This is a genomic window from Pseudomonas sp. GD03903 (genome assembly GCF_029840045.1).
In the GTDB taxonomy this organism is placed as follows: Bacteria; Pseudomonadota; Gammaproteobacteria; order Pseudomonadales; family Pseudomonadaceae; genus Pseudomonas; species Pseudomonas pseudonitroreducens.
This window is the reverse complement of the sequence record NZ_JAOCBT010000003.1, coordinates 383,700-407,811: the sequence shown is the minus strand read 5'-3', so window position 1 is coordinate 407,811 and position 24,112 is coordinate 383,700. Positions and strand designations below refer to the sequence as shown.

The 24,112-nt window shown below is 65.4% G+C and carries 25 protein-coding genes; 14 read left to right on the top strand and 11 right to left on the bottom strand.

Going from position 1 to position 24,112, the window contains the following annotated elements:
* Positions 1 to 2: 2 nt before the first annotated feature.
* The 8 genes from rsxA to N5C91_RS06755 all read left to right on the top strand — a co-directional run bounded on the left by rsxA (position 3) and on the right by N5C91_RS06755 (position 6,759).
* Positions 3 to 587, top strand: coding sequence for an electron transport complex subunit RsxA (rsxA, locus tag N5C91_RS06790; RefSeq protein ID WP_279828657.1), 585 nt, complete (start codon positions 3 to 5; stop codon positions 585 to 587).
* Positions 584 to 1,138 carry an electron transport complex subunit RsxB gene (gene rsxB / locus N5C91_RS06785; protein ID WP_279828656.1) on the top strand — a complete coding sequence of 185 codons (555 nt, stop codon included), beginning with the start codon at positions 584 to 586 and terminating at the stop codon, positions 1,136 to 1,138. The genes rsxA and rsxB overlap by 4 nt, the downstream gene beginning before the upstream one ends.
* Positions 1,135 to 3,456, top strand: coding sequence for an electron transport complex subunit RsxC (gene rsxC, locus N5C91_RS06780; protein WP_279828655.1), 2,322 nt, complete (start codon positions 1,135 to 1,137; stop codon positions 3,454 to 3,456). Before rsxB ends, rsxC begins: the two co-directional genes overlap by 4 nt.
* Positions 3,456 to 4,496 (top strand): RnfABCDGE type electron transport complex subunit D, encoded by a 1,041-nt coding sequence (locus tag N5C91_RS06775; RefSeq protein ID WP_279828654.1) that lies wholly within the window; start codon positions 3,456 to 3,458, stop codon positions 4,494 to 4,496. The genes rsxC and N5C91_RS06775 overlap by 1 nt, the downstream gene beginning before the upstream one ends.
* Positions 4,493 to 5,128, top strand: a complete 636-nt coding sequence (rsxG, locus tag N5C91_RS06770) for an electron transport complex subunit RsxG (RefSeq protein ID WP_279828653.1) — start codon at positions 4,493 to 4,495, stop codon at positions 5,126 to 5,128. The genes N5C91_RS06775 and rsxG overlap by 4 nt, the downstream gene beginning before the upstream one ends.
* On the top strand, positions 5,121 to 5,834 hold the full coding sequence (locus N5C91_RS06765) for an electron transport complex subunit E (RefSeq protein WP_279828652.1): 714 nt from the start codon (positions 5,121 to 5,123) through the stop codon (positions 5,832 to 5,834). The genes rsxG and N5C91_RS06765 overlap by 8 nt, the downstream gene beginning before the upstream one ends.
* Complete coding sequence (gene nth / locus N5C91_RS06760; protein WP_236174753.1) at positions 5,831 to 6,469, top strand: endonuclease III; 639 nt, start codon at positions 5,831 to 5,833, stop codon at positions 6,467 to 6,469. The genes N5C91_RS06765 and nth overlap by 4 nt, the downstream gene beginning before the upstream one ends.
* A 107-nt stretch (positions 6,470 to 6,576) precedes the next feature.
* A complete protein-coding gene (locus N5C91_RS06755) occupies positions 6,577 to 6,759 on the top strand; it encodes a hypothetical protein (protein ID WP_017521020.1) in 183 nt (60 codons plus the stop codon).
* A 229-nt stretch (positions 6,760 to 6,988) separates the two neighbouring features.
* Here the strand turns inward: N5C91_RS06755 and ppnN are convergent, their stop codons facing one another.
* From ppnN to N5C91_RS06735, 4 genes are all read right to left on the bottom strand, one after another.
* On the bottom strand, positions 6,989 to 8,383 hold the full coding sequence (gene ppnN, locus N5C91_RS06750; protein WP_236174754.1) for a nucleotide 5'-monophosphate nucleosidase PpnN: 1,395 nt from the start codon (positions 8,381 to 8,383) through the stop codon (positions 6,989 to 6,991).
* Positions 8,384 to 8,680: 297 nt separating this feature from the next.
* Complete coding sequence (gene gloA / locus N5C91_RS06745) at positions 8,681 to 9,073, bottom strand: lactoylglutathione lyase (RefSeq protein ID WP_279828651.1); 393 nt, start codon at positions 9,071 to 9,073, stop codon at positions 8,681 to 8,683.
* Positions 9,074 to 9,229: 156 nt separating this feature from the next.
* The gene (locus tag N5C91_RS06740; RefSeq protein ID WP_054908855.1) at positions 9,230 to 10,447 is read right to left on the bottom strand and encodes an argininosuccinate synthase; all 1,218 of its coding nucleotides are present in this window, start codon (positions 10,445 to 10,447) and stop codon (positions 9,230 to 9,232) included.
* A gap of 132 nt (positions 10,448 to 10,579) precedes the next feature.
* Positions 10,580 to 11,596, bottom strand: a complete 1,017-nt coding sequence (locus N5C91_RS06735; protein WP_279828650.1) for an OmpA family protein — start codon at positions 11,594 to 11,596, stop codon at positions 10,580 to 10,582.
* A gap of 138 nt (positions 11,597 to 11,734) precedes the next feature.
* Here N5C91_RS06735 and pyrC point away from each other — a divergent pair, with 138 nt between their 5' ends.
* Positions 11,735 to 12,781, top strand: coding sequence for a dihydroorotase (gene pyrC, locus N5C91_RS06730; RefSeq protein ID WP_236174756.1), 1,047 nt, complete (start codon positions 11,735 to 11,737; stop codon positions 12,779 to 12,781).
* Positions 12,778 to 13,458, top strand: a complete 681-nt coding sequence (gene rnt, locus N5C91_RS06725; protein ID WP_037011317.1) for a ribonuclease T — start codon at positions 12,778 to 12,780, stop codon at positions 13,456 to 13,458. The genes pyrC and rnt overlap by 4 nt, the downstream gene beginning before the upstream one ends.
* Positions 13,459 to 13,679: 221 nt before the next feature.
* Here rnt and N5C91_RS06720 read toward each other — a convergent pair whose 3' ends face one another.
* On the bottom strand, positions 13,680 to 14,282 hold the full coding sequence (locus N5C91_RS06720) for a peroxiredoxin C (RefSeq protein WP_081517709.1): 603 nt from the start codon (positions 14,280 to 14,282) through the stop codon (positions 13,680 to 13,682).
* A gap of 264 nt (positions 14,283 to 14,546) precedes the next feature.
* Here N5C91_RS06720 and N5C91_RS06715 point away from each other — a divergent pair, with 264 nt between their 5' ends.
* The gene (locus tag N5C91_RS06715; RefSeq protein ID WP_236174757.1) at positions 14,547 to 14,762 is read left to right on the top strand and encodes a bacterioferritin-associated ferredoxin; all 216 of its coding nucleotides are present in this window, start codon (positions 14,547 to 14,549) and stop codon (positions 14,760 to 14,762) included.
* Positions 14,763 to 14,982: 220 nt separating this feature from the next.
* On the top strand, positions 14,983 to 15,459 hold the full coding sequence (gene bfrB / locus N5C91_RS06710; protein WP_024765400.1) for a bacterioferritin BfrB: 477 nt from the start codon (positions 14,983 to 14,985) through the stop codon (positions 15,457 to 15,459).
* Positions 15,460 to 15,506: 47 nt separating this feature from the next.
* Here bfrB and N5C91_RS06705 read toward each other — a convergent pair whose 3' ends face one another.
* From N5C91_RS06705 to N5C91_RS06695, 3 genes are all read right to left on the bottom strand, one after another.
* Entirely contained in the window at positions 15,507 to 16,670 is a 1,164-nt protein-coding gene (locus N5C91_RS06705; protein WP_236199507.1) for an MFS transporter, read from the bottom strand.
* A 61-nt stretch (positions 16,671 to 16,731) separates the two neighbouring features.
* Positions 16,732 to 17,058, bottom strand: a complete 327-nt coding sequence (grxD, locus tag N5C91_RS06700; RefSeq protein ID WP_015476170.1) for a Grx4 family monothiol glutaredoxin — start codon at positions 17,056 to 17,058, stop codon at positions 16,732 to 16,734.
* Positions 17,059 to 17,190: 132 nt separating this feature from the next.
* Entirely contained in the window at positions 17,191 to 19,284 is a 2,094-nt protein-coding gene (locus N5C91_RS06695) for a molybdopterin oxidoreductase family protein (protein ID WP_279828649.1), read from the bottom strand.
* A gap of 313 nt (positions 19,285 to 19,597) precedes the next feature.
* Between N5C91_RS06695 and argF the strand changes: the two genes are divergently transcribed.
* A complete protein-coding gene (gene argF / locus N5C91_RS06690) occupies positions 19,598 to 20,515 on the top strand; it encodes an ornithine carbamoyltransferase (RefSeq protein WP_236174760.1) in 918 nt (305 codons plus the stop codon).
* A gap of 18 nt (positions 20,516 to 20,533) precedes the next feature.
* Entirely contained in the window at positions 20,534 to 21,595 is a 1,062-nt protein-coding gene (locus tag N5C91_RS06685; protein ID WP_279828648.1) for an ABC transporter ATP-binding protein, read from the top strand.
* Here N5C91_RS06685 and N5C91_RS06680 read toward each other — a convergent pair.
* The 3 genes from N5C91_RS06680 to ybaK form a co-directional block, all read right to left on the bottom strand.
* Positions 21,592 to 22,548: an FAD-binding protein gene (locus tag N5C91_RS06680; RefSeq protein ID WP_236199504.1), complete on the bottom strand. Its 957-nt coding sequence runs from the start codon at positions 22,546 to 22,548 to the stop codon at positions 21,592 to 21,594. The two genes, N5C91_RS06685 and N5C91_RS06680, sit on opposite strands and share 4 nt — an antisense overlap.
* A gap of 85 nt (positions 22,549 to 22,633) precedes the next feature.
* Positions 22,634 to 23,419 carry a PhzF family phenazine biosynthesis protein gene (locus N5C91_RS06675; RefSeq protein ID WP_279828647.1) on the bottom strand — a complete coding sequence of 262 codons (786 nt, stop codon included), beginning with the start codon at positions 23,417 to 23,419 and terminating at the stop codon, positions 22,634 to 22,636.
* Positions 23,420 to 23,512: 93 nt separating this feature from the next.
* Positions 23,513 to 23,983: a Cys-tRNA(Pro) deacylase gene (gene ybaK, locus N5C91_RS06670; RefSeq protein WP_138212510.1), complete on the bottom strand. Its 471-nt coding sequence runs from the start codon at positions 23,981 to 23,983 to the stop codon at positions 23,513 to 23,515.
* Positions 23,984 to 24,112 lie beyond the last annotated feature (129 nt).

Here is a 24,112-nt window from a genome sequence, read left to right as displayed (position 1 = left end):
CCATGACCGAACTCGCCCTGATCCTCGTCAGCGCCATCCTGGTCAACAACTTCGTACTGGTGCAGTTCCTCGGCATCTGCCCGTTCATGGGCGTGTCGCGCAAGATCGAGGCGGCGCTCGCGCTGGCCCTGGCGACCACCTTTGTCCTCACCCTCGCCTCGGCGCTGAGCTACATCCTGCAGCGCTACGTGCTGCAACCGCTGGACCTGGAGTTCCTGCGCACCATCGGCTTCATCCTGGTGATCGCCATAGTCGTGCAGTTCACCGAACTGCTGGTGAACAAGACCAGCCCCCTGCTCGCCCGCACACTGGGCATCTTCCTGCCGCTGATCACCACCAACTGCATCGTGCTGGGGGTGGCGCTGCTCAATGCCCGCAAGGCCGAATTCGGTTTCCTGCAGTCCACATTGCAGGGCTTCGGCGCGGGGCTGGGCTTTACCCTGGTACTCCTGCTGTTCGCCGCCCTGCGCGAGCGCATCGCCATCGCCGACGTGCCCAAGCCGTTCAGGGGCGCAGCGATCGGCATGATCACCGCCGGGTTGATGTCGCTGGCGTTCATAGGCTTCAGTGGGTTGCTCAAGCCATGATCGCGGCGCTGCTCATCATCCTCGCTGGCCTGGCCGGCATCGTCGCGCTGCGCTACGCCTCGGCACGGGTGGATATCAGCGCCGAGCCCACTGCCGAGCAGATCAACGACCTGCTGCCACAGACCCAGTGCGGCCAGTGTGGCTATGCCGGCTGCAAGCCCTACGCCCAGGCCATGGCCGAAGGCGATGCGATCAACAAGTGCCCGCCCGGTGGCGCGGCGACCATCGCCGCGCTTGCCGACCTGCTGGACGTCGAACCCTTGCCGCTGGACGCTGCCGAAGAGACGCCGCTGCGCGTGGCCTACATCCGCGAGGCCGAGTGCATCGGCTGCACCAAGTGCATCCGCGCCTGCCCGGTCGACGCCATCGTTGGCGCGGCCAAGCTGATGCACACGGTGATAGTCGACGAATGCACCGGCTGCGACCTGTGCCTGGAGCCCTGTCCGGTGGACTGCATCGAGATGCGCGACCTGCCGGTAGGCGTCGCCGACTGGAAGTGGCCGCTGCCGCAGGGTCGACTGATCCACAGCGACCGGGAGCAGGCGGCATGAACATGCAGGTCTGGAATTTCCCGGGCGGCCTCAGGTTACCGGCCAACAAGCAGCAATCCACCGCCACGCCAATCCAGCATCCGCCACTGCCGCGCCGGCTGGTGCTGCCGCTGCAACAGCATATCGGCGAACCCGCCGTGCCCTGTGTCGCAGTCGGCCAGCGCGTGCTCAAGGGCCAGCGGATCGCCGAAGCGGGCAGCGCCATCAGCGCCGCGCTGCATGCGCCGACCTCCGGCACCGTGGTCGAGATCAGCGAGCAGCCTTATCCGCACGCCTCCGGCCTGCCGGCGCTGGCTATCGTCATCGACAGCGACGGCGCGGACGAATGGGCCGATCTCACACCCGAGCCCGGCTATGCCTCCCTCGCTGCTGGCGAACTGTTGCAGCGCATTCGCCTGGCGGGCATCGCCGGCCTCGGCGGCGCCGGCTTCCCCACCGCCGCCAAGCTGGCCTCGCGCGCGCAGGACGACCTGCATACGCTGATCATCAACGGCGCCGAGTGCGAGCCGTACATCAGCGCCGACGACCTGCTGATGCGCGAACGCGCCGTCGAACTGGTGGAAGGCATCGAAGTGCTGATGCACATCCTCCAGCCGCAGCAGGTGCTGCTCGGTATCGAGGATGACAAACCCCAGGCCATCGCCGCCGTGCAGGCCGCCATCGGCGAACGGCCGATCCACCTGCAGTCGATACCCTCGCGCTATCCCTCCGGCGGCGAACGCCAGCTGATCCAGATCCTCACCGGCCGCGAAGTGCCTTCCGGCGGGCTGCCGGCGGATATCGGCATGCTCTGCATGAACGTCGCTACCGCTGTCGCCGTGGCCGACGCCGTGTTGCGCGGGGTGCCACTGATCTCACGCATCACCACCCTGAGCGGCGCTGCGCTGGCGCGCCCGTGCAACGTCGAAGCACTGATCGGCACGCCGATTGGCGAACTGCTGGATTTCGCCGGCCTCGACCACGGCCGGCTGGACCGTCTGATTCTCGGCGGGCCGCTGATGGGCGACAGCCTTTCCTCGCAGGACGGGCCGCTGACCAAGACCGCCAATTGTCTGCTGGCCGCCACGCGCGAGGAACTGCCAGCGCCGGCGCCAGCCATGCCGTGCATCCGCTGCGGCGACTGCGCGCAGGTCTGCCCGGCCAGCCTGCTGCCGCAACAACTGCACTTCTTCGCTGAAGACCACGACCAGCTAATGGCGCACAACCTGTTCGATTGCATCGAGTGCGGCGCCTGCGCCTATGTCTGCCCGTCGAGCATTCCTCTGGTGCAGTACTACCGCGCATCCAAGGCCGAGATTCGCCAGCTGGCGCAGCACCAGTCGAAAGCCGAGCAAGCGCGCCTGCGCTTCGAGCAGCGTCAGGAGCGTCTGCGCCGGGAAGAAGTACAACGCTCCGCAGACCGCCTGGCCCGCCAGGAACGCGCCACGCGTGTGCAGGAAGAACAGCCCGAGATCGCATCACCCAGCGCGCCGGCCGCGCAAGCAGTGATCGAGCGGGTCAAGGCCGAGAAGTCCGTGGGCAATGCCCCCGACGAGCTCAAGCGCCTGAAGATCGAGGCGAGCATGGCCCAGGTCGCGCTGAAGAAGGCCGAGAAGCAACTGACCGCCCACGACACCGAACAGCTGCGCAGCCAGGTCGCCGAACTGCGCGTCGCTGCCGAAGAGGCAAGAGCCGCGCTGGACGCCGCCGAATCGGCAAGCACCCCCAGCGCGCCGGCGCCGATCACAGTGCCTGCGGAGCACGAGGTTGCACTGAAGAAAGCGAAGATCGACGCCGCCATGGCCCGCGCCCAATTGAAGAAGTCGGAAAAGGCCTTCGGCGAATCGCCCACGGACGAGCAATGCGCCACACTGGCCTCCCTGCGCGGGGACGTCGAGCGCATCGAGCGCCAACTCAACCAACTGCAGGGGACCGCCATGCCGACCGAATCGAACGCCGCCCAGCCCGTCGACGGCGTTCTCGCCCTGCGCCAGGCCAAGCTCGCCTACATTGCCCAGCGCGATGCCTTGCGTGCCGCCGAGCGCGAAGGCGCCGGCCCTGAAGAGCTGGAGGCGATCCAGCGGGCGCTAGGCGCCGCGGAAGCCGCCCTGCACGCCGCCGAGGACGCCAGCGGCAAGGCCCCGCCGGATCTGGTCCGCACCGAAAAACGGCCGGTCAGTGCCGCCCTGCGCGCCGCCAAGACCGAACTGGCCTACGCCCGCGCCGACCTGAAGAAACTCGAACGCGAAGGCGCCGGCGACCCGGCACTGGCTGTCGCGCGCGAACGCCTGCAAGCGGCGGAAAGCGCCGTTGCCGACGCCAGTGGTGAGGCGCCGTGATGAAGCTGCCGCGCATCAGTTCGCCCCACATCACAGGCAGCAGTCGCACGCAGAAGGTCATGCTGACCCTGCTCGCCGCCTGCGCACCGGGCGCGCTGGTGCTGATCGGCCTGTACGGCGTCGGCACCCTGTTCAACCTGCTCTGGTGCAGCCTGCTCGCCCTTTCCACCGAAGCGCTCATGCTCAGGCTGCGCGACCGCCCACTGGCGTTCTTCCTCAAGGATGGCAGCGCCCTGGTTACCGCCGTGCTGCTCGCCCTCGCCCTGCCGCCCTACTCACCGTGGTGGCTGAGCGCGGTCGCCACGGTGTTCGCGCTGGTCTTCGGCAAGCACCTCTACGGCGGCCTCGGGCAGAACCCGTTCAACCCGGCGATGGTCGGCTACGCGGTGGTGCTGGTGTCCTTCCCGCAGCACATGAGCCAGTGGCCGGCGCCGGACAGCGCGCTTGGCTTCGGCGAAGGCCTGCGGCAGATATTCGGCTTTGCCAGCCAGGGGCCCGACGCCTGGGTCGGCGCCACCGCACTGGACGTGGTACGCAACAACCACAGCCTGACCATGGACGAACTGCTGGCGCAGTCTCCGGCCTTCGGCAGCGTCGGCGGGCGCGGTGTGGAACTGGTCAACCTGGCCTTCCTTGCCGGCGGCCTGTTCCTGCTCTGGCGCAGGTTGTTCACCTGGCACGCACCGGTGGGCATGCTCGGCGGCCTGTTCATCATGAGCCTGCTGTTCTGGAACGGTAGCGGCTCCGACTCCCACGGCTCGCCGCTGCTGCACCTGTTCAGCGGCGCGACCATGCTCGGCGCCTTCTTCATCGTCACCGACCCGGTTTCCGGCGCCACCAGCAACCGTGGCCGGCTGATGTTCGGCATCGGCGTCGGCGTGCTCACCTACGTGATCCGCGCCTGGGGCGGCTACCCGGACGGCCTGGCCTTCGCCGTGCTGCTGATGAACCTCGCCGCGCCGACCATCGATTACTTCAGCCGCCCGCGCACCTACGGGCACAAGAAGCCGGAGCGCGGCTTCAGGGCGGGTGACCGATGAACCGCGAGCTGCTCAAGAGTGCCCTCGCACTGGGCCTGGTCGCATTGATCGCCGCCGGCGTGGTGGCCACCGTTCACCAGTTCACCGCGCAGCGCATCGACACCGCGCAGCGCGAGTTTCGAGGCCGTTCAGTGCTTGAGCTGCTGCCCAGGGGCAGCTATGACAACCATCCGCTGGAGGCTGAAGTCCGCGCCTTCGATCCCAGGCTGCTGGGCCGCGACGAGCCGGCATCCGCCTATATTGCCCGGCTCCGGGGGCAGACCACGGCAGTGATCCTGCAGCCCATCGCACGGGATGGTTACGGTGGCTCCATCCAGTTGCTCGTGGGTATCAGCGCCCAGGGCCGCCTGCTCGGCGTGCGCGTCGTGGCGCACCATGAAACTCCGGGCCAGGGCGACCGCATCGAGCTGGGCAAGAGCAACTGGCTGCACGGCTTCGACGACCGCTCGCTGACCGATCCAGGCGACGCCGGTTGGAAGGTGAAGAAGGATGGCGGCCAGTTCGACCAGTTCGTCGGCGCCACCGTCACCCCACGCGCGGTGGTCAAGGCCACGCACCTGGCGCTGCAGTATTTCGATGCACACAAGGCGGAGCTGCTCGCCCCTGCTGCTTCGGGAGAGAGCCATGAATAATCCCGGCTACCGCGAGATGGCCCTGCAGGGCCTGTGGAAAAACAACCCGGGGCTGGTGCAACTGCTGGGCCTGTGCCCACTGCTGGGCACCAGCAACTCCATGGTCAAGGCCCTTGGCCTGGGCCTGGCGACCATCGTCGTGCTGGTGCTGTGCAGCACCGCCGTTGCGCTGATCCGCGGCTCCCTCAGCCAGACCGTGCGCCTGCCCGTCTTCCTGCTGATCATCGCCACGCTGACCACCTGCATCGAACTGCTGATGCAGGCCTGGCGCTTCGAGCTGTACCAGGTGCTGGGCATCTTCGTGCCGCTGATCACTACCAACTGCGTGATCCTCGGCCGTGCCGAGTCGTTCGCCGCGAACAACAGCGTGGCGCGCTCGGCCTTCGACGGATTGATGATGGGCCTGGGCTTCGCCCTCGTCCTGCTGACTCTCGGCACCCTGCGCGAACTGCTCGGCCAGGGCACCCTGCTGGCCGGCATGGACCTGCTGTTCGGCCCGGCCGCCGCCGACTGGAAAGTGCAAATCCCCGGCTACCAGGGCCTGCTGCTGGCAGTATTGCCGCCCGGCGCCTTCCTGGTGCTGGGCCTGCTCATAGCCCTGAAGAACCGTATTGATGAAAGCCTGGCGGAACGTGCCAAGGCGCAGGCGGGCGACGTACCCGCGACCGAGCGCCAGCGCGTCCGCGTGACCGGAGTGATCGAATGAATGCCGCCAAGCGCGCGGAGATTTTCCGCCGACTCAAGGAAGACAACCCCAACCCGGAAACCGAGCTGGCCTACAGCTCGCCCTTCGAACTGCTGATCGCCGTGCTGCTCTCCGCCCAGGCCACCGACGTGGGAGTGAACAAGGCCACCGCCAAGCTCTACCCGGTAGCCAATACCCCGGAAGCGATCTACGCCCTCGGCGTGGAGGGCCTGTCGGAGTACATCAAGACCATCGGCCTGTACAACAGCAAGGCGAAGAACACCATCGAGACCTGCCGCATCCTCATCGAGAAGCACGGCGGCCAGGTGCCGGAGAACCGCGAAGATCTCGAAGCCTTGCCCGGCGTGGGCCGCAAGACCGCCAACGTGGTCCTCAACACGGCTTTCCGACAGCCGGCGATGGCGGTGGACACGCACATCTTCCGCGTTTCCAACCGCACCAACATCGCGCCGGGACGCAATGTGCTGGAGGTGGAGCGCAAGCTGCTCAAGTTCGTGCCCAAGGAATACCTGCTGGATGCGCACCACTGGCTGATCCTGCACGGGCGCTACGTCTGCAAGGCGCGCAAGCCGCAGTGCGGCAGCTGCCGGATCGAAGACCTGTGCGAGTTCAAGCACAAGACGTCGGACGATTGAGCGTTATGGGAAAATTCCTTCAGGCTGATTGAAAAAATCTTTTTTACCGCCCACTCCTTTGTCGCTATAAGGGGCGCCAACACACCCCGTGTTGTGGAGTGCACCGAATGGCAAACGACAAAGAAGACCTCGAACTCGAGGACGATGTCAGCACAGACGACAGCGATGACGGCGCAGAAGCCACGGCAGAGGTCGCCAAGACCAACCTGACCAAGCGCCGCATCATCGACAACTACCTGGAAGAGCGTCGCCTGCAGCGCCAACTGTCCGACTACGATTTCGATCTGTAAGCCTTCTCCTAAGCGAAGTACCCGCATGAAAAAGCCCCGCATCCTGGCGGGGCTTTTTGTTTTTACCGTCGGGTGAACCCACTGCATCCGCCTGCTCGGATGGCTCCCTCTCCCTCCGGGAGAGGGCGGGGGTGAGGGCCAGCCCTGACACCGTGCTTCCCGGCGCCCCTCACCCTAACCCTCTCCCAGCGGGAGAGGGGACTGTCCTCTGCAAAGCGCCAGTCTGCAGTCAGCCGGCCAGTGCAGGACTACGTTGAACCACCCGGTAACAAGGCTCGTACGCCGCGCCACCCGGCAACTTCATCCGGTGCTGCTCGACGAAGGCCTGCAGCAGTGCGTCCAGCGGCTCCATGATGGCCGCATCGCCGTGGATTTCGTAGGGGCCGAACTCCTCGATCATGCGGATGCCGCGGTCCTTGACGTTGCCGGCGACGATGCCGGAGAACGCCCGGCGCAGGTTCGCCGCCAGTTCGTGGGGCGGCACGTCGCGGCCCAGGTCGAGGCTCGCCATGTTCTCGTGGGTCGGCTCGAACGGGCGCTGGAAGCCCTCGTCGATCTTCAGCAGCCAGTTGAAGTGGTAGGCGTCGTTGCGCTCGCGGCGGAACTGCTTGACCCGCTTGAGTCCTTCGCTCATTTCCCGCGCCACTTCCGCCGGGTCGTCGATGATGATGCGGTAGCGCTGCTGCGCCGCCTCGCCCAGGGTCGCGCCGACGAAGGCGTGCAGTTGCTCGATGTAGGCCGCCGCGCTGCGCGGGCCGGTGAGCACCAGCGGGAACGGCATGTCCTGGTTCTCCGGGTGCATCAGGATGCCCAGCAGGTAGAGGAACTCCTCCGCCGTGCCGACGCCGCCGGGGAACACGATGATGCCGTGGCCGACACGGACGAAAGCCTCCAGGCGCTTCTCGATGTCCGGCAGGATCACCAGTTCATTGACGATCGGGTTTGGTGCCTCGGCGGCGATGATCCCCGGCTCGGTCAGGCCGATATAGCGCCCGTCGGTGATGCGCTGCTTGGCATGGCCGATGGTGGCGCCCTTCATCGGGCCCTTCATCACGCCCGGGCCGCAGCCGGTGCAGACGTCGAGGCTGCGCAGGCCCAGTTCGTGGCCGACCTTCTTGGTGTACTTGTATTCGTTGGTACTGATCGAGTGGCCGCCCCAGCACACGACGATCTTCGGCTCCACGCCGGCACGCAGGGCGCGCGCATTGCGCAGCAGATGGAAGACGTAGTCGGTGATGCCGGCCGAGCTGTCCAGGCCGAAGCGGCGGCTGTTCAGCGCATTCTGGGTGTAGACGATGTCGCGCAGGGCGCTGAAGAGCATCTCGCGGGTGCTGGCGATCATCTCGCCGTCGACGAAGGCGTCGGCCGGCGCGTTGAACAGCTCCAGGCGCACACCGCGGTCCTGCTGGTGGATTTCCAGCTCGAAGTCACGGTAGGCGTCGAGGATGTGCTTGGCGTTGTCGATCTGCGTGCCGGTGTTGAGGATGGCCAGGGCACATTGGCGGAAGAGCTTGTAGGTGCTGCCCGAGCCCGCTTCGCTGAGCTGGTGGACTTCACGTTGGGAAAGGGTTTCGAGGCTGCCCTTGGGGCTGACCGAGGCGTTGTTAACCGGTCTTGGGGACATGCTGTATTCCTTGACGATGGAAGCCAGGCGCCTGGGCGCGGGGCCTTCCGATAAATCGATGCGGCCGTCCATTCGGCCGTCATTGCCGGGGGCGTCGCGGCGGGGATTCTCCGGCCCGCAGCGCGCTCCTTCTGACTGTGACAAGCGAATGGCGGAAACTGCTTCCGCAATCGACGCGTCCGGCGTCGATGCCCCTTGAGTATGAACGCTGTGGTGACTTTCTGATGACAGCTGGAAAAGAAAAACCCCGCCATGAAGGCGGGGTTTCTCCGAGGTCGTCTGCGCGAAGGCGCAGAGTCAGTCCTTGCGCTGCGGGCTGAGCAGCTCGATCTTGTAGCCGTCCGGGTCTTCGACGAAGGCCAGGATGCTGGTGCCGTGCTTCATCGGGCCCGGCTCGCGAGTGATCTTGCCGCCGCGGGAGCGGATGTCCTCGCAGGCCTTGTAGACGTCGGCCACTTCCAGGGCGATGTGGCCGTAGCCGGTGCCCAGCTCGTACTGGTCCACGCCCCAGTTGTAGGTCAGCTCGATGACGCTGTTGTCCTCCTCGTTGCCATAGCCGACGAAGGCCAGGGTGAACTGGCCGTCCGGATAATCCTTGCGACGCAGCAGGGTCATGCCCAGGACTTCGGTGTAGAAGGCGATGGATTTGTCCATGTCGCCGACGCGCAGCATGGTGTGCAGCAGTCTCATCGGTTCTTTCCTCATCAGGTGCCCCGGTGCGGGGCTTATAAACACAAACCCCGGCTCGTGGCCGGGGATTGTTGTTTTTCTGTAGGAGCGAGCTTGCTCGCGAACCGCGCAAAAAGCAAAAGCTTCGCGAGTCAGCTCGCTCCTAGCACAGGTCGCTTAGAACAGCTTGCGACCCTTGTTCGCGGCGATACGCATGCGCAGCGCGTTGAGCTTGATGAAGCCAGCAGCATCGGCCTGGTTGTAGGCGCCGCCGTCTTCCTCGAAGGTCGCGATGTTGGCATCGAACAGCGAGTCGTCGGACTTGCGGCCAACCACGATGACGTTGCCCTTGTACAGTTTCAGGCGCACGACGCCGTTCACGTGTTCCTGGGAGGCATCGATCATCTGCTGGAGCATCTCGCGCTCCGGGCTCCACCAGTAGCCGGTGTAGATCAGCTTGGCGTAGCGCGGCATCAGCTCGTCCTTCAGGTGAGCGACTTCGCGGTCCAGGGTGATCGACTCGATGGCGCGGTGCGCCTTGAGCATGATGGTGCCGCCGGGGGTCTCGTAGCAGCCACGGGACTTCATGCCGACGTAGCGGTTCTCGACGATGTCCAGGCGGCCGATGCCGTTGGCGCCGCCGATGCGGTTCAGCTCGGTGAGGACCTGCGCCGGGCTCATGTCCTTGCCGTCGATGGCAACGATGTCGCCCTTGCGGTAGGTCAGCTCGATGTAGGTGGCGGTGTCAGGGGCCTTCTCCGGGGAGACGGTCCACTTCCACATGTCCTCTTCGTGCTCGGTCCAGGTGTCTTCCAGCACGCCGCCTTCATAGGAGATGTGCAGCAGGTTGGCATCCATGGAGTACGGCGATTTCTTCTTGCCGTGGCGCTCGATCGGGATGTTGTGGGTTTCGGCGTAGTCCATCAGCTTCTCGCGGGACAGCAGGTCCCACTCGCGCCAGGGAGCGATCACCTTCACGCCCGGCTTCAGCGCGTAGGCGCCCAGCTCGAAGCGAACCTGGTCGTTGCCCTTGCCGGTGGCGCCATGGGAGATGGCGTCAGCGCCGGTGGCGTTGGCGATCTCGATCAGGCGCTTGGCGATCAGCGGACGAGCGATGGAAGTACCCAGCAGGTACTCGCCTTCGTAGACGGTGTTGGCACGGAACATCGGGAAGACGAAGTCGCGGACGAACTCTTCTCGCAGGTCCTCGATGAAGATCTCTTTCACACCCATCTGCTTGGCCTTGGCGCGGGCCGGCTCGACCTCCTCGCCCTGACCCAGGTCAGCGGTAAAGGTCACTACTTCGCAGTTATAGGTATCCTGCAGCCACTTCAGAATTACGGAGGTGTCCAGGCCACCGGAATACGCCAGGACTACCTTCTTCACGTCCGCCATGCCACTCAACTCCACGGGGGTTGTCACGAAAGGGACCGATTCTACTGTCCGCTCGGAATAATTTACAGAGGGGCGACAGCTTTTGACGACAAAGCGACAGATACTATCGTCGGTGCGACCTGTCGCCGCGGCTTAGCCCTTGGGCGTAGCGGACGGCGCGACAGGCGGGCTGGAAGCGTTGGCGGCAGGCGCTGGCGCTGCCGGGACGCCCTGCGCAGGGGCACTGGCGTCGCCAGCGGGCGCGACGGGAGCCGATGCAGCAGGTGCGGGTGGAGCTTCGGCGGGAGGCGGCTCGATCACCGCCTCGCGGGACAGGTTCACCGTCACCCGGCGGTTCTTCGCCCGATTGGCGGCGGAATTGTTCTTCACCAGCGGATAGCGCTCACCATAGAAACGCACGGTGATCTGCGACTCCGCCACACCGTTGGCCTTGAGGTATTCCATGACCGCAATGGCGCGACGGCGCGAGGCCTCGCGGTTGGCCAGGCGGTTGCCGCTGTTGTCGGAGTGGCCGTCCAGTTCGATGCGGTTCACCGTCGGGTCGGCCTTCATGTACTGCAGGATGATGTCCAGCTTGGCGCGCCCCAGCGGGTCGACCTCGGTGCCGCCGTCCGGGAAGCCGACCTGGCTCTGGCGCACCTGGTCGAAGTTGACTGGAAGCATCTTCGTCGAACAGTCCTGGAACTGCGCGTAACCATCAGCGAAACGTGTCGGCAGCAGGCGCACCAGCAGGTTTTCGCCGGTACGCGTGCGATGGCGCACCTCTGGCGTACGGCCTTCCAGCAGCCCACCGAGCAGGCGCCCGGCCTGCTGCTGGGTACTGTTGAACGGCACCTCGCCGGAGCTCACGCTCACCGAGCCCAGGTTCAGGTCACCCTGCCCCGGCCGCCACGGCGGCGCGGCGGCCAGCAAGGTTGCCGAGCCGGAGCCCAGCCAGCCCTGCTGGGATTTGAGGCGGAACGTGGGCTGTTCGCCGGCGCGCCAGACAAATTCGCCCACCCCGAAACCACCCACGCTCTGCGACAGCCGGCACTCGAACTGGTCACCCGCCACCGTCCACTGGGCGCTTTCCAGGCGCGGCTGGAAGGTCAGCCCCCAGGCCGGCAGGCTGGCGCAAAGTGAGAGCAGGAGGAGGGAGGGCTGGCGCACGGCGGCATCCACACAGGTAAATAGGCGTCCCACAATCTATCGGTCGACCTCGGTAAAACTTGATAGCGAGTGCCGGCGGCGGCCTTTTCCGGTAGCATTTCACCCTCTTCCCGCTGCAACCGCACCCCTGGAATCCGCATGTCCGACCGCCTGACACTCCTGCGCCCCGACGACTGGCACATCCACCTGCGCGACGGCGCCGCACTCGCGCAAACCGTCGGCGACGCCGCCCGCACCTTCGGCCGCGCCATCATCATGCCGAACCTGGTCCCGCCGGTACGCAACGCCGCCGAAGCCGATGCCTACCGCCAGCGCATCCTCGCTGCCCGTCCGGCCGGCAGCCGCTTCGAACCGCTGATGGTGCTCTACCTCACCGACCGTACCAGCGCCGAGGAAGTCCGCGCCGCCAAGGCCTCGGGCTTCGTGCATGCCGCCAAGCTGTACCCGGCCGGCGCCACCACCAACTCCGATTCCGGTGTGACCAGCGTCGACAACATCTTCCACGTCCTCGAAGCCATGGCCGAAGTCGGCCTGCCGCTGCTGGTGCACGGTGAAGTGACCCGCGCGGAAGTCGACGTGTTCGACCGCGAGAAGCGCTTCATCGACGAGCACCTGACCCGCGTGGTCGAGCGTTTCCCGACTCTCAAGGTGGTCTTCGAGCACATCACCACCGGCGATGCCGCCGCCTTCGTCAAGGCCGCCCCGGCCAACGTCGGCGCCACCATCACCGCGCACCACCTGCTGTACAACCGCAACCACATGCTGGTGGGCGGCATTCGCCCGCACTTCTATTGCCTGCCGATCCTCAAGCGCAACACCCACCAGGAAGCCCTGCTGGATGCGGCAGTGAGCGGCAGCCCGAAGTTCTTCCTCGGCACCGACTCGGCACCCCACGCGCGCCACGCCAAGGAAGCCGCCTGCGGCTGCGCCGGCTGCTACACCGCCTACGCCGCCATCGAGCTGTACGCGGAAGCCTTCGAGCAACGCAATGCGCTGGACAAGCTGGAGGGCTTCGCAAGCCTGCACGGCCCGGACTTCTACGGCCTGCCGCGCAACAGCGACCGCATCACCCTGGTGCGTGAGGAATGGGAAGCGCCGGCGGCCCTGCCGTTCGGTGACTTCGATGTCGTCCCGCTGCGTGCCGGCGAGAAACTGCGCTGGCGCCTGCTGGAGACCGTGGCATGAGTGACGAGAACGAAATCTTCGAAGAAGAACTCGACGGCTCCTTCCCGCCGGGCCCGCGCCACCCGATGGCACGCCGCTTCCGTGGCTACCTGCCGGTCGTGGTGGACGTCGAGACTGGCGGCTTCAACGCCGGCACCGACGCCCTGCTGGAAATCGCCGCCGTCACCATCGGCATGGACGAGAGCGGCTACCTGTTCCCGGAGCACACCTATTTCTTCCGTGTGGAGCCCTTCGAAGGCGCCAACATCGAGCAGGCTGCGCTGGAGTTCACCGGCATCAAGCTGGACCACCCGCTGCGCATGGCCGTACCGGAAGAACAGGCGCTGACCGAAATCTTCCGTGGCATCCGCAAATCGCTGAAGTCCAACGGCTGCAAGCGGGCGATCCTGGTCGGCCACAACAGCAGCTTCGACCTGGGCTTCCTCAACGCCGCAGTCAACCGCAGCGGTGTGAAGCGCAACCCGTTCCACCCGTTCTCCAGCTTCGACACCGCCACCCTCGCCGGCCTCGCCTACGGCCAGACCGTCCTGGCCAAGGCCTGCCAGACCGCAGGTATCGAGTTCGACAACCGCGAAGCGCACTCGGCCCGTTACGACACCGAGAAGACCGCCGAGCTGTTCTGCGGCATCGTCAACCGCTGGAAGGAATTCGGCGGCTGGATGGAAGACGATCACTGATCGCACCTTCCGGAATGAAAAAGCCCCGCACTCGCGGGGCTTTTTTTTGCGCTCTGATCTCGCGATCTATCTGTAGGAGCGAGCTTGCTCGCGAACAAGGGCGGCAAGGCCAGTATCCGACGGTGTGACGGTTCGCGAGCAAGCTCGCTCCTACGAAGAGCAATCCTGCGCCACCATGAAAAAGCCCCGCCGGAGCGGGGCTTTTTCATGCGACGGCAGCCTTACAGCTTGCCGGCATTCTCCGCCAGGTAGGCAGCGACACCTTCGGGCGAGGCGGTCATGCCCTTGTCGCCCTTCTTCCAGTTGGCCGGGCAGACTTCGCCGTGCTCCTCGGTGAACTGCAGGGCGTCGACCAGACGCAGCAGTTCGTCCATGTTGCGGCCCAGCGGCAGGTCGTTGACGATCTGCGAACGCACCACGCCGTTCTGGTCGATCAGGAAGGCGCCACGGAAAGCCACGCCACCTTCGGACTCGACGTCATAGGCCTTGGCGATCTCGTGAGTGATATCGGCAGCCAGGGTGTACTTGACCGGACCGATACCGCCCTTGTCCACCGGGGTGTTGCGCCAGGCGTTGTGGGTGAAGTGGGAGTCGATGGAAACGCCGATGACCTCAACGTTGCGCGCCTGGAAGTCCGGGATGCGGTGGTCCAGGGCGATCAGCTCGGACGGGCAGACGAAGGTGAAGTCCAGCGGGTAGAAGAACACCAGGCCGTACTTGCCCTTGATGGCTTCGGACAACACGAAGCTGTCGACGATCTCGCCGGTGCCGAGCACGGCAGCCACGTTGAAATCGGGAGCTTTCTTACCTACGAGTACGCTCATTCCTTGTCTCCAGTGATGGTGAGGCGCTTGGGAGTGGCTGCCCTGCCCGGTCGAAACTGCCGTGCTTGAGAGGCTGCCGCTCCTGTGGGGCAGCCATCATACACCTGGCGCGCCATGCCTTCATCCACCCACCCCAGGCGCTAACTCATTGACCCGGCAGACCATTTATCGGGATGCCGAGATGAGACTCCGTCAACTTTTGACAATCATTCTCATTATTATTAGTATCGCTTCCAACAACCCCACAGCGACTGTAGTGCAACCATGTACGTCTGCCTCTGCAACGGTGTTACCGATACCCAGATCCGCGATGCGATCTACGACGGCGCCTGCAACTATCGCCAAGTGCGTGAGTGCACCGGTGTCGGCACCCAGTGTGGCAAGTGCGCCTGCCTGGCCAAACAGGTGGTTCGCGAGACCCTCGGCGAGCTGCAGAGCGCCCAGGCGATGAACTACAACCTGGCCTATGCGGCGGGTTGAGAAAAAATACCGCTGATCAGTTCAGCAGGAATACCGCAGAAACCGGGCCATGGCCCGGTTTTTTTATGCCCGCAATTCAGTGGTTTAGCGCCAAGTTGCGGAATGAAAACATTCGCATTCATATTCCTTTTTATAACAAATTCAAGGGCTTATGTTTGACAGATGGTTATAAGGGCGCGAGAATTTCAATCTCTCCCACTCCACACGGCAGGACCCCGGCATGAAAGGCGACAAGAAAGTCATCCAGCATCTGAACAAGATCCTCGGCAACGAGCTGATCGCCATCAACCAGTACTTCCTGCACTCGCGCATGTGGAACGACTGGGGCCTGAAGCGCCTCGGCGCGCACGAGTACCACGAGTCCATCGATGAGATGAAGCACGCCGACAAGCTCATCGAACGCATCCTGTTCCTCGAGGGCCTGCCCAACCTGCAGGACCTGGGCAAGCTGCTGATTGGCGAGAACACCCAGGAAATGCTGCAGTGCGACCTGAACCTGGAACTCAAGGCCACCAAGGACCTGCGCGACGCCATCGTGCATTGCGAAAGCGTGCATGACTACGTCAGCCGCGACCTGCTCAAGGACATCCTCGAGTCCGAGGAAGAGCACATCGACTATCTGGAAACCCAGCTGGGCCTGATCCAGAAGGTCGGTCTGGAGAACTACCTGCAGTCGCACATGCACGAAGACGACTGACCGGCCTGGGGCACCGGCGCAGTTGTGGACGCCGGTGCCCTTCCCTCCTAGACGTTCGCCTTCGGCGGGCGGCGTACCAGTGACGCCTTCAGCACCAGCCCGGCGCACAGCCCCACCACTACCAGCAATGACAGGCGCAAGCCCACGTGCTCGGCGAGGAAGCCGATCAGCGGCGGGCCCATCAGCAAACCGCCATAGCCGAACGACGCCACTGCCGCCACACCACGCGACGGCTCGACGCCCGGGCGATTGCCCGCTGCGCCAATCAGGATCGGCACGACCACCGACAGTCCCGCACCGACCAGGGCGAAACCGGCAATCGCACCGGCGACCCAAGGGCTGAACAACGCCAGCAGCATGCCGGCGATGGCCAGCAGCGCCAGGTTGCGCACCAGCGCTTCATCGGCGAAGCGCACGCGCAGGCGATCACCGAACAACCGGCCCAGCACCATGGTCGCGGAAAATGCCGCGAAGCCCAGCGCCGCCAGGCGTTCCGACGCGCCCAGCACCTGGTGCAGCAGCAGAGCGCCCCAGTCAGCGACCGCCCCTTCGGAAACGAACGCGCACAGCGTCAACAGGCCCAGGCCGATCAGCGCCGGGGGCGGCAGGCGCCAGCCACGTTGGGCTGGCGCCTGTTCCTCCATGGGTTCCGGACGGCCCTCGAACAGTTGGCGAGCGAAGAACGGCAGGATCGCCACGGCGATCAGCGCCAACAGGCTGAAATGCCAGATCGGCGCCAGGCCGGCGAAGACTGCAGCGCCGACGGCACCCACCAGGCCACCCAGGCTGTACATGCCGTGCAGGCTGGAGATGCACGGGCGGCCGAGGCGCCGCTCGACTTCCACCGCCTGGGTGTTCATCGCCACGTCCATGGTGGCGAAGGTCAGGCCAACGGCGAGGAAGCCCGCCGCCAGGACCCAGACGTCCTGAGCCAGCCCGAGCAGCGGGAAGGTCGCCATCAGCGCCAGCCCCGAGATCACGGTGATCGCCCGGCTACCGTAGCGGCGGACCAGCGCGCCGGCGAAGGCAAACGCCAGCAGCGCACCGAAGCCCGCGCCCAACAGCGCCTGGCCCAGTTGCTGCTCATCCACCCCGGTCATGCTCTTGAGCGCCGGCACCCGCCCCATCACGCTGCCGTGGACCATCCCGCCCATGGCGAAGCAGTATCCGCACGCCCAGCGGGCGGCGTTGGCCCGCGTCTGTTCAGTCATGTTTTTCTTCCCAAAAACAAAGCCCCGCCGAAGCGGGGCTTTGTGCGACAGCACGAAAGACTCAGGCGTCGGCCTTGCCTACGGCTTCCTTGATCAGCGGTTGCAGCTCACCTTTCTCGAACATCTCGGCCAGGATGTCACTGCCGCCGACCAGCTCACCACCAACCCACAGTTGCGGGAAGGTCGGCCAGTTGGCGTACTTGGGCAGGTTGGCGCGGATTTCCGGGTTTTGCAGAATATCCACGTAGGCGAACTTCTCACCACAAGCCATCAGAACCTGGGCGGCGCGGGACGAGAAACCGCACTGCGGAGCATTCGGCGAACCCTTCATGTACAGCAGGACAGGGTTGTTGGCGATCTGCTCTTTGATGGTATCGATGATATCCATGAACTTCCTCGGCTGAACTATCAGATACTGACCCGGCAGTCCCCACGGTGGGCGTTGGCCGGCACGGTACCGCGCATTGTACTGCAAAGCCGAGCGCCACGCTCGGCTTTGCAGGTGACGTGCGTCAGCTTGTCAGGCCGCTTCCACCTCCACCGGCACGCCGTTGAGCGCGGTGTTGCCGGAGAGCGAATCCAGATGACGCTCATCGGTCAGGTCGTTGGCGCTGGCGCCGCCCTGCTCGCTGGCAATGGACAGTTGCACACCCGGTCGCCGATGCCCCCAGCCGTGGGGAAGGCTGACCACACCGGCCATGACTTCGTCGCTGGAGGCGACCTCGATTTCGATGCTGCCAACCCGCGAACGCACCCGCACCTTCTGCCCGTCCACCAGCCCACGCGAGGCCAGATCCTGCGGATGCATCAGCAAGTGATGGCGCGGCTTGCCCTTCACCAGGCGGTGATAGTTGTGCATCCACGAGTTGTTGCTGCGCACGTGGCGGCGACCGATCAGCAGTAACTGGTCGACGGCCGGCGACTGGGTATCGGCGAAGCGGCGCAGGTCATTGAGGAAGATGTCCGGCGCCGCTTCGATGCTGCGACTGGCGGTCTTAAGGCGCGGCGCCAGGTTCGGTTGCAGCGGGCCGAGGTCCAGCCCGTGAGGATGCTCGCGCAGCCTGGCCAGGTTCAGCTTGTGCTCGCTGGCGTCACCGTAGGGGCCGAAGCGCAGGCCCATCTCGATCATCTGCTCCGGCGCCATGGTCGGCTTCAGCTCGGTACCCAGGCGCGCGGCGTAGGCCTTTGCCAGGCCAACGAAAATTTCCCAGTCGTGTAGCGCGCTCTCGGGCTTGGGCAGGATCGCTTCGTTGAAGCGGGTAACGTTGCGCACCGCGAAGACGTTGAAGGTGGTGTCGTAATGATCGTGCTCCAGCGGCGCGGTGGGCGGCAGGATCAGGTCGGCGTAGCGGGTGGTTTCGTTGATGTACAGATCGACGCTGAGCATGAATTCCAGGCCGTCCAGCGCCTGTTCCAGGCGACGGCCATTGGGCGTGGACAGCACCGGATTGCCGGCCACCGTCACCAGCGCATGCACCTGCCCTTCCCCTTCGGTGAGCATCTCTTCGGCCAGCGCCGCCACCGGCAGCTCGCCGCCGTATTCGGGGAGGCCGGACACGCGGCTCTGCCAGCGATTGAACGCGCCACCCGCGGTGGTCGCCACCAGGTCCACCGCCGGCGTGGTGCACAGGGTGCCACCGACGCGGTCGAGGTTGCCGGTCAACAGGTTGATCAGTTGTACCAGCCACTGACAGAGGCTGCCGAAAACCTGGGTGGAAACGCCCATGCGCCCATAGCAGACGGCCTTGTCGGCGGCGGCGAATTCCCGCGCCAACTGGCGAATATCCTCGGCCGGCACGCCACAACGAACGGCCATGGTTTCGACCTTGAATGGCGCCAGCGCCTCGCGCACCACGTCGAGGCCGTTGACCGGCAACGAGGATTCGCGGGTCAGCCCTTCGCTGAGCAGCGTATCGAGGATGCCCAGCAGCAGCGCGGCGTCCTCCCCGGGCCGGACGAACAGGTGCTGGTCCGCAATCGCCGCGGTCTCGGTGCGACGCGGGTCGACCACCACCAGCTTGCCGCCGCGCGCCTTCAGCGCCTTCAGGCGCTTCTCCACGTCCGGCACGGTCATGATGCTGCCATTGGAGGCCAGCGGGTTGCCGCCCAGGATCAGCATGAAATCAGTGTGGTCGATGTCCGGAATCGGGATCAGCAGGCCATGGCCGAACATCTGCTGGCTGACCAGGTGGTGCGGCAGCTGGTCGACGGAGGTCGCCGAGTAGCGGTTGCGGGTTTTCAACTGGCCGAGGAAGTAGTTGCTGTGGGTCATCAGCCCGTAGTTGTGCACGCTGGGGTTGCCCTGGTACACGGCCACGGCATCGTTGCCATGGCGCTCGCGGATCTCCGCCAGACGCGTGGCGACCAGCTCGAAGGCTTCGTCCCAGCCGATCGGCTGCCACTCGCTGCCGACGCGGCGCACCGGCTGGCGCAGACGGTCCGGGTCGTTCTGGATGTCCTGCAAGGCCACCGCCTTGGGGCAGATGTGGCCACGGCTGAAGCTGTCCTGGGCATCGCCCTTGATCGACAGAATGCGCTCGTCTTCGGTCTCGATGGTCAGGCCGCAGATGGCCTCGCACAGGTGGCACGCACGGTGGTGGAGGGTCTTGCTCATGGCTCGCCTCGTTATTGTTGTCGCCGGCGCTCAAGGGGCCGGTCGCAGGGTCGAAAGCACTATGAATCCAGTCCTGGCGAAGCACCACCAGCTTCCGTCGGGTGAATCCCCGGGCATCAGGAACGACCATGTTGAAGCCCCGGCCGACGGGCCTTCCGGGCGAAACTTGCGTAGATCCGTCATTTCCTTATAGGATCGCGCCTTCCCCCATTTCCCGCTCCATGCGGTCCCGCCGCAGGTTCAGCCCGTTTTTTCTCACGAAAGCCGGTCGGTACCTCGGCCTGATTCTGAGAATAAGTAGTAGGTACGAACCATGAGCGCACGTCACTTCCTCTCGATGCTGGATTACACGACCGAAGAACTGCTCGGTCTGATCCGCCGCGCCACCGAGCTGAAGGACCTGCGCGACCGAGGCGTGCTCTACGAACCGCTGAAGAATCGCGTGCTGGGCATGATCTTCGAGAAAGCCTCGACGCGGACGCGAATCTCCTTCGAGGCCGGCATGATCCAGCTCGGCGGCCAGGCCATCTTCCTCTCCCCGCGCGACACCCAGCTGGGCCGTGGCGAGCCGATCGCCGACGCCGCGCGGGTGATGTCGCGGATGGTCGATGCGGTGATGATCCGCACCTTCGCCCACAGCAACCTGATCGAGTTCGCCGAGAACTCCCGCGTACCGGTGATCAACGGCCTCTCGGACGATCTGCACCCCTGCCAGCTGCTGGCCGACATGCAGACCTTCCATGAGCACCGCGGCAGCATTGCCGGCAAGACTGTCGCCTGGATCGGCGACGGCAACAACATGTGCAACAGCTACATCGAGGCGGCGATCCGCTTCGACTTCCAGCTGAACGTCGCCTGCCCGGAAGGCTACGAGCCGAACGCGGCCCTGATGGCGCAGGCCGGCGAGCGTGTGAAGATCTTCCGCGACCCGCGCGAGGCGGTAGCCGGCGCGCACCTGGTGAGCACCGACGTCTGGGCCTCCATGGGCCAGGAGGACGAAGCTGCCGCGCGCCTGCGCCTGTTCCAGCCATATCAGGTAACACGTGCGCTGCTCGACGGCGCGGCGGCGGATGTACTATTCATGCACTGCCTGCCGGCCCACCGTGGCGAAGAGATCAGCGAAGACCTGCTGGACGACGCGCGCTCGGTGGCCTGGGACCAGGCGGAAAACCGTCTCCACGCCCAGAAGGCCCTGCTCGAACTGCTGGTCGAGCACGCGCATTACGCCTAAGCCCCTGTTTCGAGCCCGATGACCCAAACGCTGCTGCTCAACCTCGACGATCTTTCCTGTGGCTATGAACAGCAGCGCGTGGTGCAAGGCGTCAGCCTGCACCTGAACGCCGGCGATATCGGCTGCCTGCTCGGCCCTTCGGGCTGCGGCAAAACCACCACCCTGCGTGCCATTGCCGGTTTCGAGCCGGTCCAAGGCGGCCGGATCGAGCTGGCCGGCGAAGTCATTTCCCGCGCCGGTTTTACCCTGTCGCCGGAGAAACGCCGGATCGGCATGGTGTTCCAGGACTACGCGCTGTTCCCGCACCTGTCAGTGGCGGACAACATCGCCTTCGGCATCCGCAAGCACCCCGAGCGCGGGCGCATCGTCGGCGAGCTGCTGGAACTGGTGAAGCTCGACAGCCTCGGCCAGCGCTTCCCCCACGAACTCTCCGGCGGCCAGCAGCAACGCGTGTCCCTGGCCCGCGCGCTGGCCCCGCAACCGCAGCTGCTGCTGCTCGACGAGCCCTTCTCCAACCTCGATGTGGAGCTGCGCCGCCAGCTCAGCCACGAGGTCCGCGATATCCTCAAGGCACGCGGCACCAGCGCCATCCTGGTGACCCACGATCAGGAAGAGGCCTTCGCCGTCAGCGATCATGTCGGTGTATTCCGCAACGGTCTGCTGGAGCAGTGGGACACTCCGTTCAACCTGTACCACGAACCGCAGACGCCCTTTGTCGCCAGCTTCGTCGGCCAGGGTTATTTCATTCGCGGGCAAATGCGCGGCAACGATGCGGTGCAGACCGAACTCGGTCTGCTGCGCGGCAACCGCGCCTACAGCCTGCCGGACGGCAGCGCGGTAGACGTGTTGCTACGCCCGGATGACCTGGTGCCGGCCGCCGACGGCGCGCTGAAGGCACGGATCGTCGGCAAGTCGTTCCTCGGTGCAGCGACGCTCTATCGTCTGCAACTGCCCACCGGTACCCAACTGGAGTCACTGTTCCCCAGCCATGCCGACCATGAGCCGGGCGACGAAGTGGCGATTGGCGTGGCCGCCGAGCATCTGGTGCTGTTTCCGGCCCAGGGCAGCGTAGCGCTCTAGCCGAGCGAATCGTCCAGTTCGCGCAGCAGCTCCGGCAGCAACTCGAACAGGTCGCCCTGCAGTCCATAGTCGGCAATCTCGAAGATTGGCGCGTCCGGGTCGAGGTTGATCGCGGCGATGACCTTGGCATCCTTCATGCCCGCCACGTGCTGAACCGCACCGGAAATCCCCACGGCCAGATAAAGCTCCGGCGCGACGATGCGTCCGGACTGGCCGATCTGCAGTTCTGCCGGCGCGAAGCCGGCATCCACCGCCGCCAGCGAAGCGCCCACGGCGCCGTGCAGGCGATCCGCCAAGGGATAGAGCGCGGCGAAGCCCTCCGCCGTTTGCAGCCCGCGACCACCCGCAACGATCACGCGCGCCGACTCCAGCGCGGGGCGTTCGAAGTCCGGATGTTCTTCCCCCTGCCATGATGAAAGTGCGAGATCGCCGGCGCCGCTGAGCCGCTCCAGCTCGGCGTTCCCACCCTCGGCGCGAACCGGATCGAACGCCGTGGGGCGAATCCCCAGCACCGTCATCGGCCCTTCGCAGCGCACCGTGGCGATGGCGTTGCCGGCGTAGATCGGGCGCTGGAATGTCTCGCTGTCGATCACCGCAATAACCTCGGAAACCGCATCCACGTCCAGCAACGCGGCAATCCGCGGCAGGCAGTCACGGCCCATCGCCGTGGCGGGCGCGAGAATGTGGCTGTAGCCAGGCGAGAGCCGAATGACCAGCGCGGAGAGGTTTTCCGCCAGCAGGTGGTCATAGAGCGGATCATCCACCTGCAGCACGCGAGTGACTCCCTCGAGACGGCGTGCCGTCTCGCAGAGTCGGTCAAGGCCGCTGCCGGCCAACAGCAGGTGCACGTCGTTGCCGATCTGCCGTGCGGCCGCCAGGGCATTCAGGGTCGCCGGCGCCAGGACGGCGGAGCCGGTGTAGGTGTGGTAGTCAGCGATGACCAGGATTGCCATGGGCCTGCCTCCAAGCCGCGCCGGGTGCGCGACAGCCAATGGGAGCAAGCCTAGGCGAGGAAGCGCAAAACTCCCCGGTCACAGATCAAACAACCAGTAAACGACCGCTGGCCACCAGGCGCGCGTAGCCGGCGATGCTCACGCGCTCCCCCTCGAGACGGCACCACAGCTCACCGCCACGGGCGGAAGACTGGAATGCGCGCATCTGCAGTTTGTTCAGTCGCCGCGACCAGTAGGGAATCAGCACGCAGTGGGCGGCGCCGGTCACCGGGTCTTCGTTGAGGCCGATGGCCGGGGCGAAGAAGCGCGAAACGAAGTCGTAGTTGTCGCTACGTGCCGTGACGATAACGCCCAGGTACGGCAGGCGCGCCAGGGCGCCGAAGTCAGGTTTGCAGTCGCGCACCGCCTGCTCCGACTCGAGCAGAACCAACAGATGGTTGGCGGTATTCAGCGCATCCACCACGTCGACTCCCAGGGCATTCTCCAGCTCCAGCGTGGAGCCCGACTCGCTCGGCGGCTGCGCCGGGAAGTTCAGTGCCAGCCGGCCTTCCTCGCGGGTCACGCGAAGCGGCCCGGACAGGGAGTTCAGCTCCAGCACTTCGCCCGGCTCATCGAACACTTCGAACAGCACATGGGCGCTGGCCAGGGTGGCGTGGCCGCAGAGCGGCACCTCGGCGGTCGGGGTAAACCAGCGGATGCGCCAACCGGCCGGTTCCTTCACCAGGAAGGCGGTCTCCGAGAGGTTGTGCTCGGCGGCGATCTGCTGCATCAGCTCGTCGCTCAACCAGGCATCGAGGCGGTAGACCATGGCCGGGTTGCCGGCGAACGGGCGGTCGGTGAAAGCGTCTACCTGGTGGAAATCGAGCAGCATGGCAGTCTCCTGAAAAGTGATGGCCGAGCATGACAGAAGCCGATCAACGACGAACCGTACAGTAGGGACCAGACAGTCCCCGGTACGGCGTGCTCAGGGGCGACCGATAGGGGCGAATTTCGCCGAGGTCAGCCCGGCCAGTGTCTCGGCGCTCAGCTCCACCTCCAGGCCGCGCCGGCCGGCGCTGACATGGATGGTCGGGAAGCCCTGGGCGGACTCATCGATAAAGGTGCGCAAGCGCTTCTTCTGCCCCAGCGGGCTGATGCCCCCCACCAGGTAACCGGTCGCGCGCTGCGCGGCATTCGGGTCGGCCATGTCGGCCTTCTTGACGCCTGCCGCGTGGGCCAGCGCCTTGAGGTCCAGAGTGCCCACCACCGGTACCACCGCCACCAGCAGCTCGCCCTTTTCGCTCGCCGCCAACAGGGTCTTGAACACCCGCGCCGGGTCGAGATTGAGCTTCTCGGCGGCTTCCAGGCCATAGGATGGTGCCTTGGGGTCGTGCTCATAGCTCAGCACATGGTGTTCGGCACGGTTCTTCTTCAGCAGGTCGATGGCGGGGGTCATGATCGGCAGGCTTCTCGCAAGCGGCTTTCCAGCGCATAACAGTAAGCCAAGGCGTGTTGCACTGCACGGTGTTCGCTTCACCGACGCGGGCGAATCCCGTATGGTCTGCGCCATTCACCTTCCGGCCCA

Coding starts and splice junctions, on each gene's coding strand:
- N5C91_RS06680 (WP_236199504.1), bottom strand. CDS start 22,548: ATGGCAATCCTGGTCATCGCTGACTACCACACCTACACCGGCTCCGCC.
- bfrB (WP_024765400.1), top strand. CDS start 14,983: ATGAAAGGCGACAAGAAAGTCATCCAGCATCTGAACAAGATCCTCGGC.
- ybaK (WP_138212510.1), bottom strand. CDS start 23,983: ATGACCCCCGCCATCGACCTGCTGAAGAAGAACCGTGCCGAACACCAT.
- N5C91_RS06755 (WP_017521020.1), top strand. CDS start 6,577: ATGGCAAACGACAAAGAAGACCTCGAACTCGAGGACGATGTCAGCACA.
- gloA (WP_279828651.1), bottom strand. CDS start 9,073: ATGAGACTGCTGCACACCATGCTGCGCGTCGGCGACATGGACAAATCC.
- grxD (WP_015476170.1), bottom strand. CDS start 17,058: ATGGATATCATCGATACCATCAAAGAGCAGATCGCCAACAACCCTGTC.
- rnt (WP_037011317.1), top strand. CDS start 12,778: ATGAGTGACGAGAACGAAATCTTCGAAGAAGAACTCGACGGCTCCTTC.
- rsxA (WP_279828657.1), top strand. CDS start 3: ATGACCGAACTCGCCCTGATCCTCGTCAGCGCCATCCTGGTCAACAAC.
- rsxG (WP_279828653.1), top strand. CDS start 4,493: ATGAACCGCGAGCTGCTCAAGAGTGCCCTCGCACTGGGCCTGGTCGCA.
- argF (WP_236174760.1), top strand. CDS start 19,598: ATGAGCGCACGTCACTTCCTCTCGATGCTGGATTACACGACCGAAGAA.
- rsxC (WP_279828655.1), top strand. CDS start 1,135: ATGAACATGCAGGTCTGGAATTTCCCGGGCGGCCTCAGGTTACCGGCC.
- nth (WP_236174753.1), top strand. CDS start 5,831: ATGAATGCCGCCAAGCGCGCGGAGATTTTCCGCCGACTCAAGGAAGAC.
- N5C91_RS06775 (WP_279828654.1), top strand. CDS start 3,456: ATGAAGCTGCCGCGCATCAGTTCGCCCCACATCACAGGCAGCAGTCGC.
- N5C91_RS06705 (WP_236199507.1), bottom strand. CDS start 16,670: ATGACTGAACAGACGCGGGCCAACGCCGCCCGCTGGGCGTGCGGATAC.
- rsxB (WP_279828656.1), top strand. CDS start 584: ATGATCGCGGCGCTGCTCATCATCCTCGCTGGCCTGGCCGGCATCGTC.
- N5C91_RS06695 (WP_279828649.1), bottom strand. CDS start 19,284: ATGAGCAAGACCCTCCACCACCGTGCGTGCCACCTGTGCGAGGCCATC.
- N5C91_RS06675 (WP_279828647.1), bottom strand. CDS start 23,419: ATGCTGCTCGATTTCCACCAGGTAGACGCTTTCACCGACCGCCCGTTC.
- N5C91_RS06685 (WP_279828648.1), top strand. CDS start 20,534: ATGACCCAAACGCTGCTGCTCAACCTCGACGATCTTTCCTGTGGCTAT.
- N5C91_RS06740 (WP_054908855.1), bottom strand. CDS start 10,447: ATGGCGGACGTGAAGAAGGTAGTCCTGGCGTATTCCGGTGGCCTGGAC.
- ppnN (WP_236174754.1), bottom strand. CDS start 8,383: ATGTCCCCAAGACCGGTTAACAACGCCTCGGTCAGCCCCAAGGGCAGC.
- pyrC (WP_236174756.1), top strand. CDS start 11,735: ATGTCCGACCGCCTGACACTCCTGCGCCCCGACGACTGGCACATCCAC.
- N5C91_RS06715 (WP_236174757.1), top strand. CDS start 14,547: ATGTACGTCTGCCTCTGCAACGGTGTTACCGATACCCAGATCCGCGAT.
- N5C91_RS06765 (WP_279828652.1), top strand. CDS start 5,121: ATGAATAATCCCGGCTACCGCGAGATGGCCCTGCAGGGCCTGTGGAAA.
- N5C91_RS06720 (WP_081517709.1), bottom strand. CDS start 14,282: ATGAGCGTACTCGTAGGTAAGAAAGCTCCCGATTTCAACGTGGCTGCC.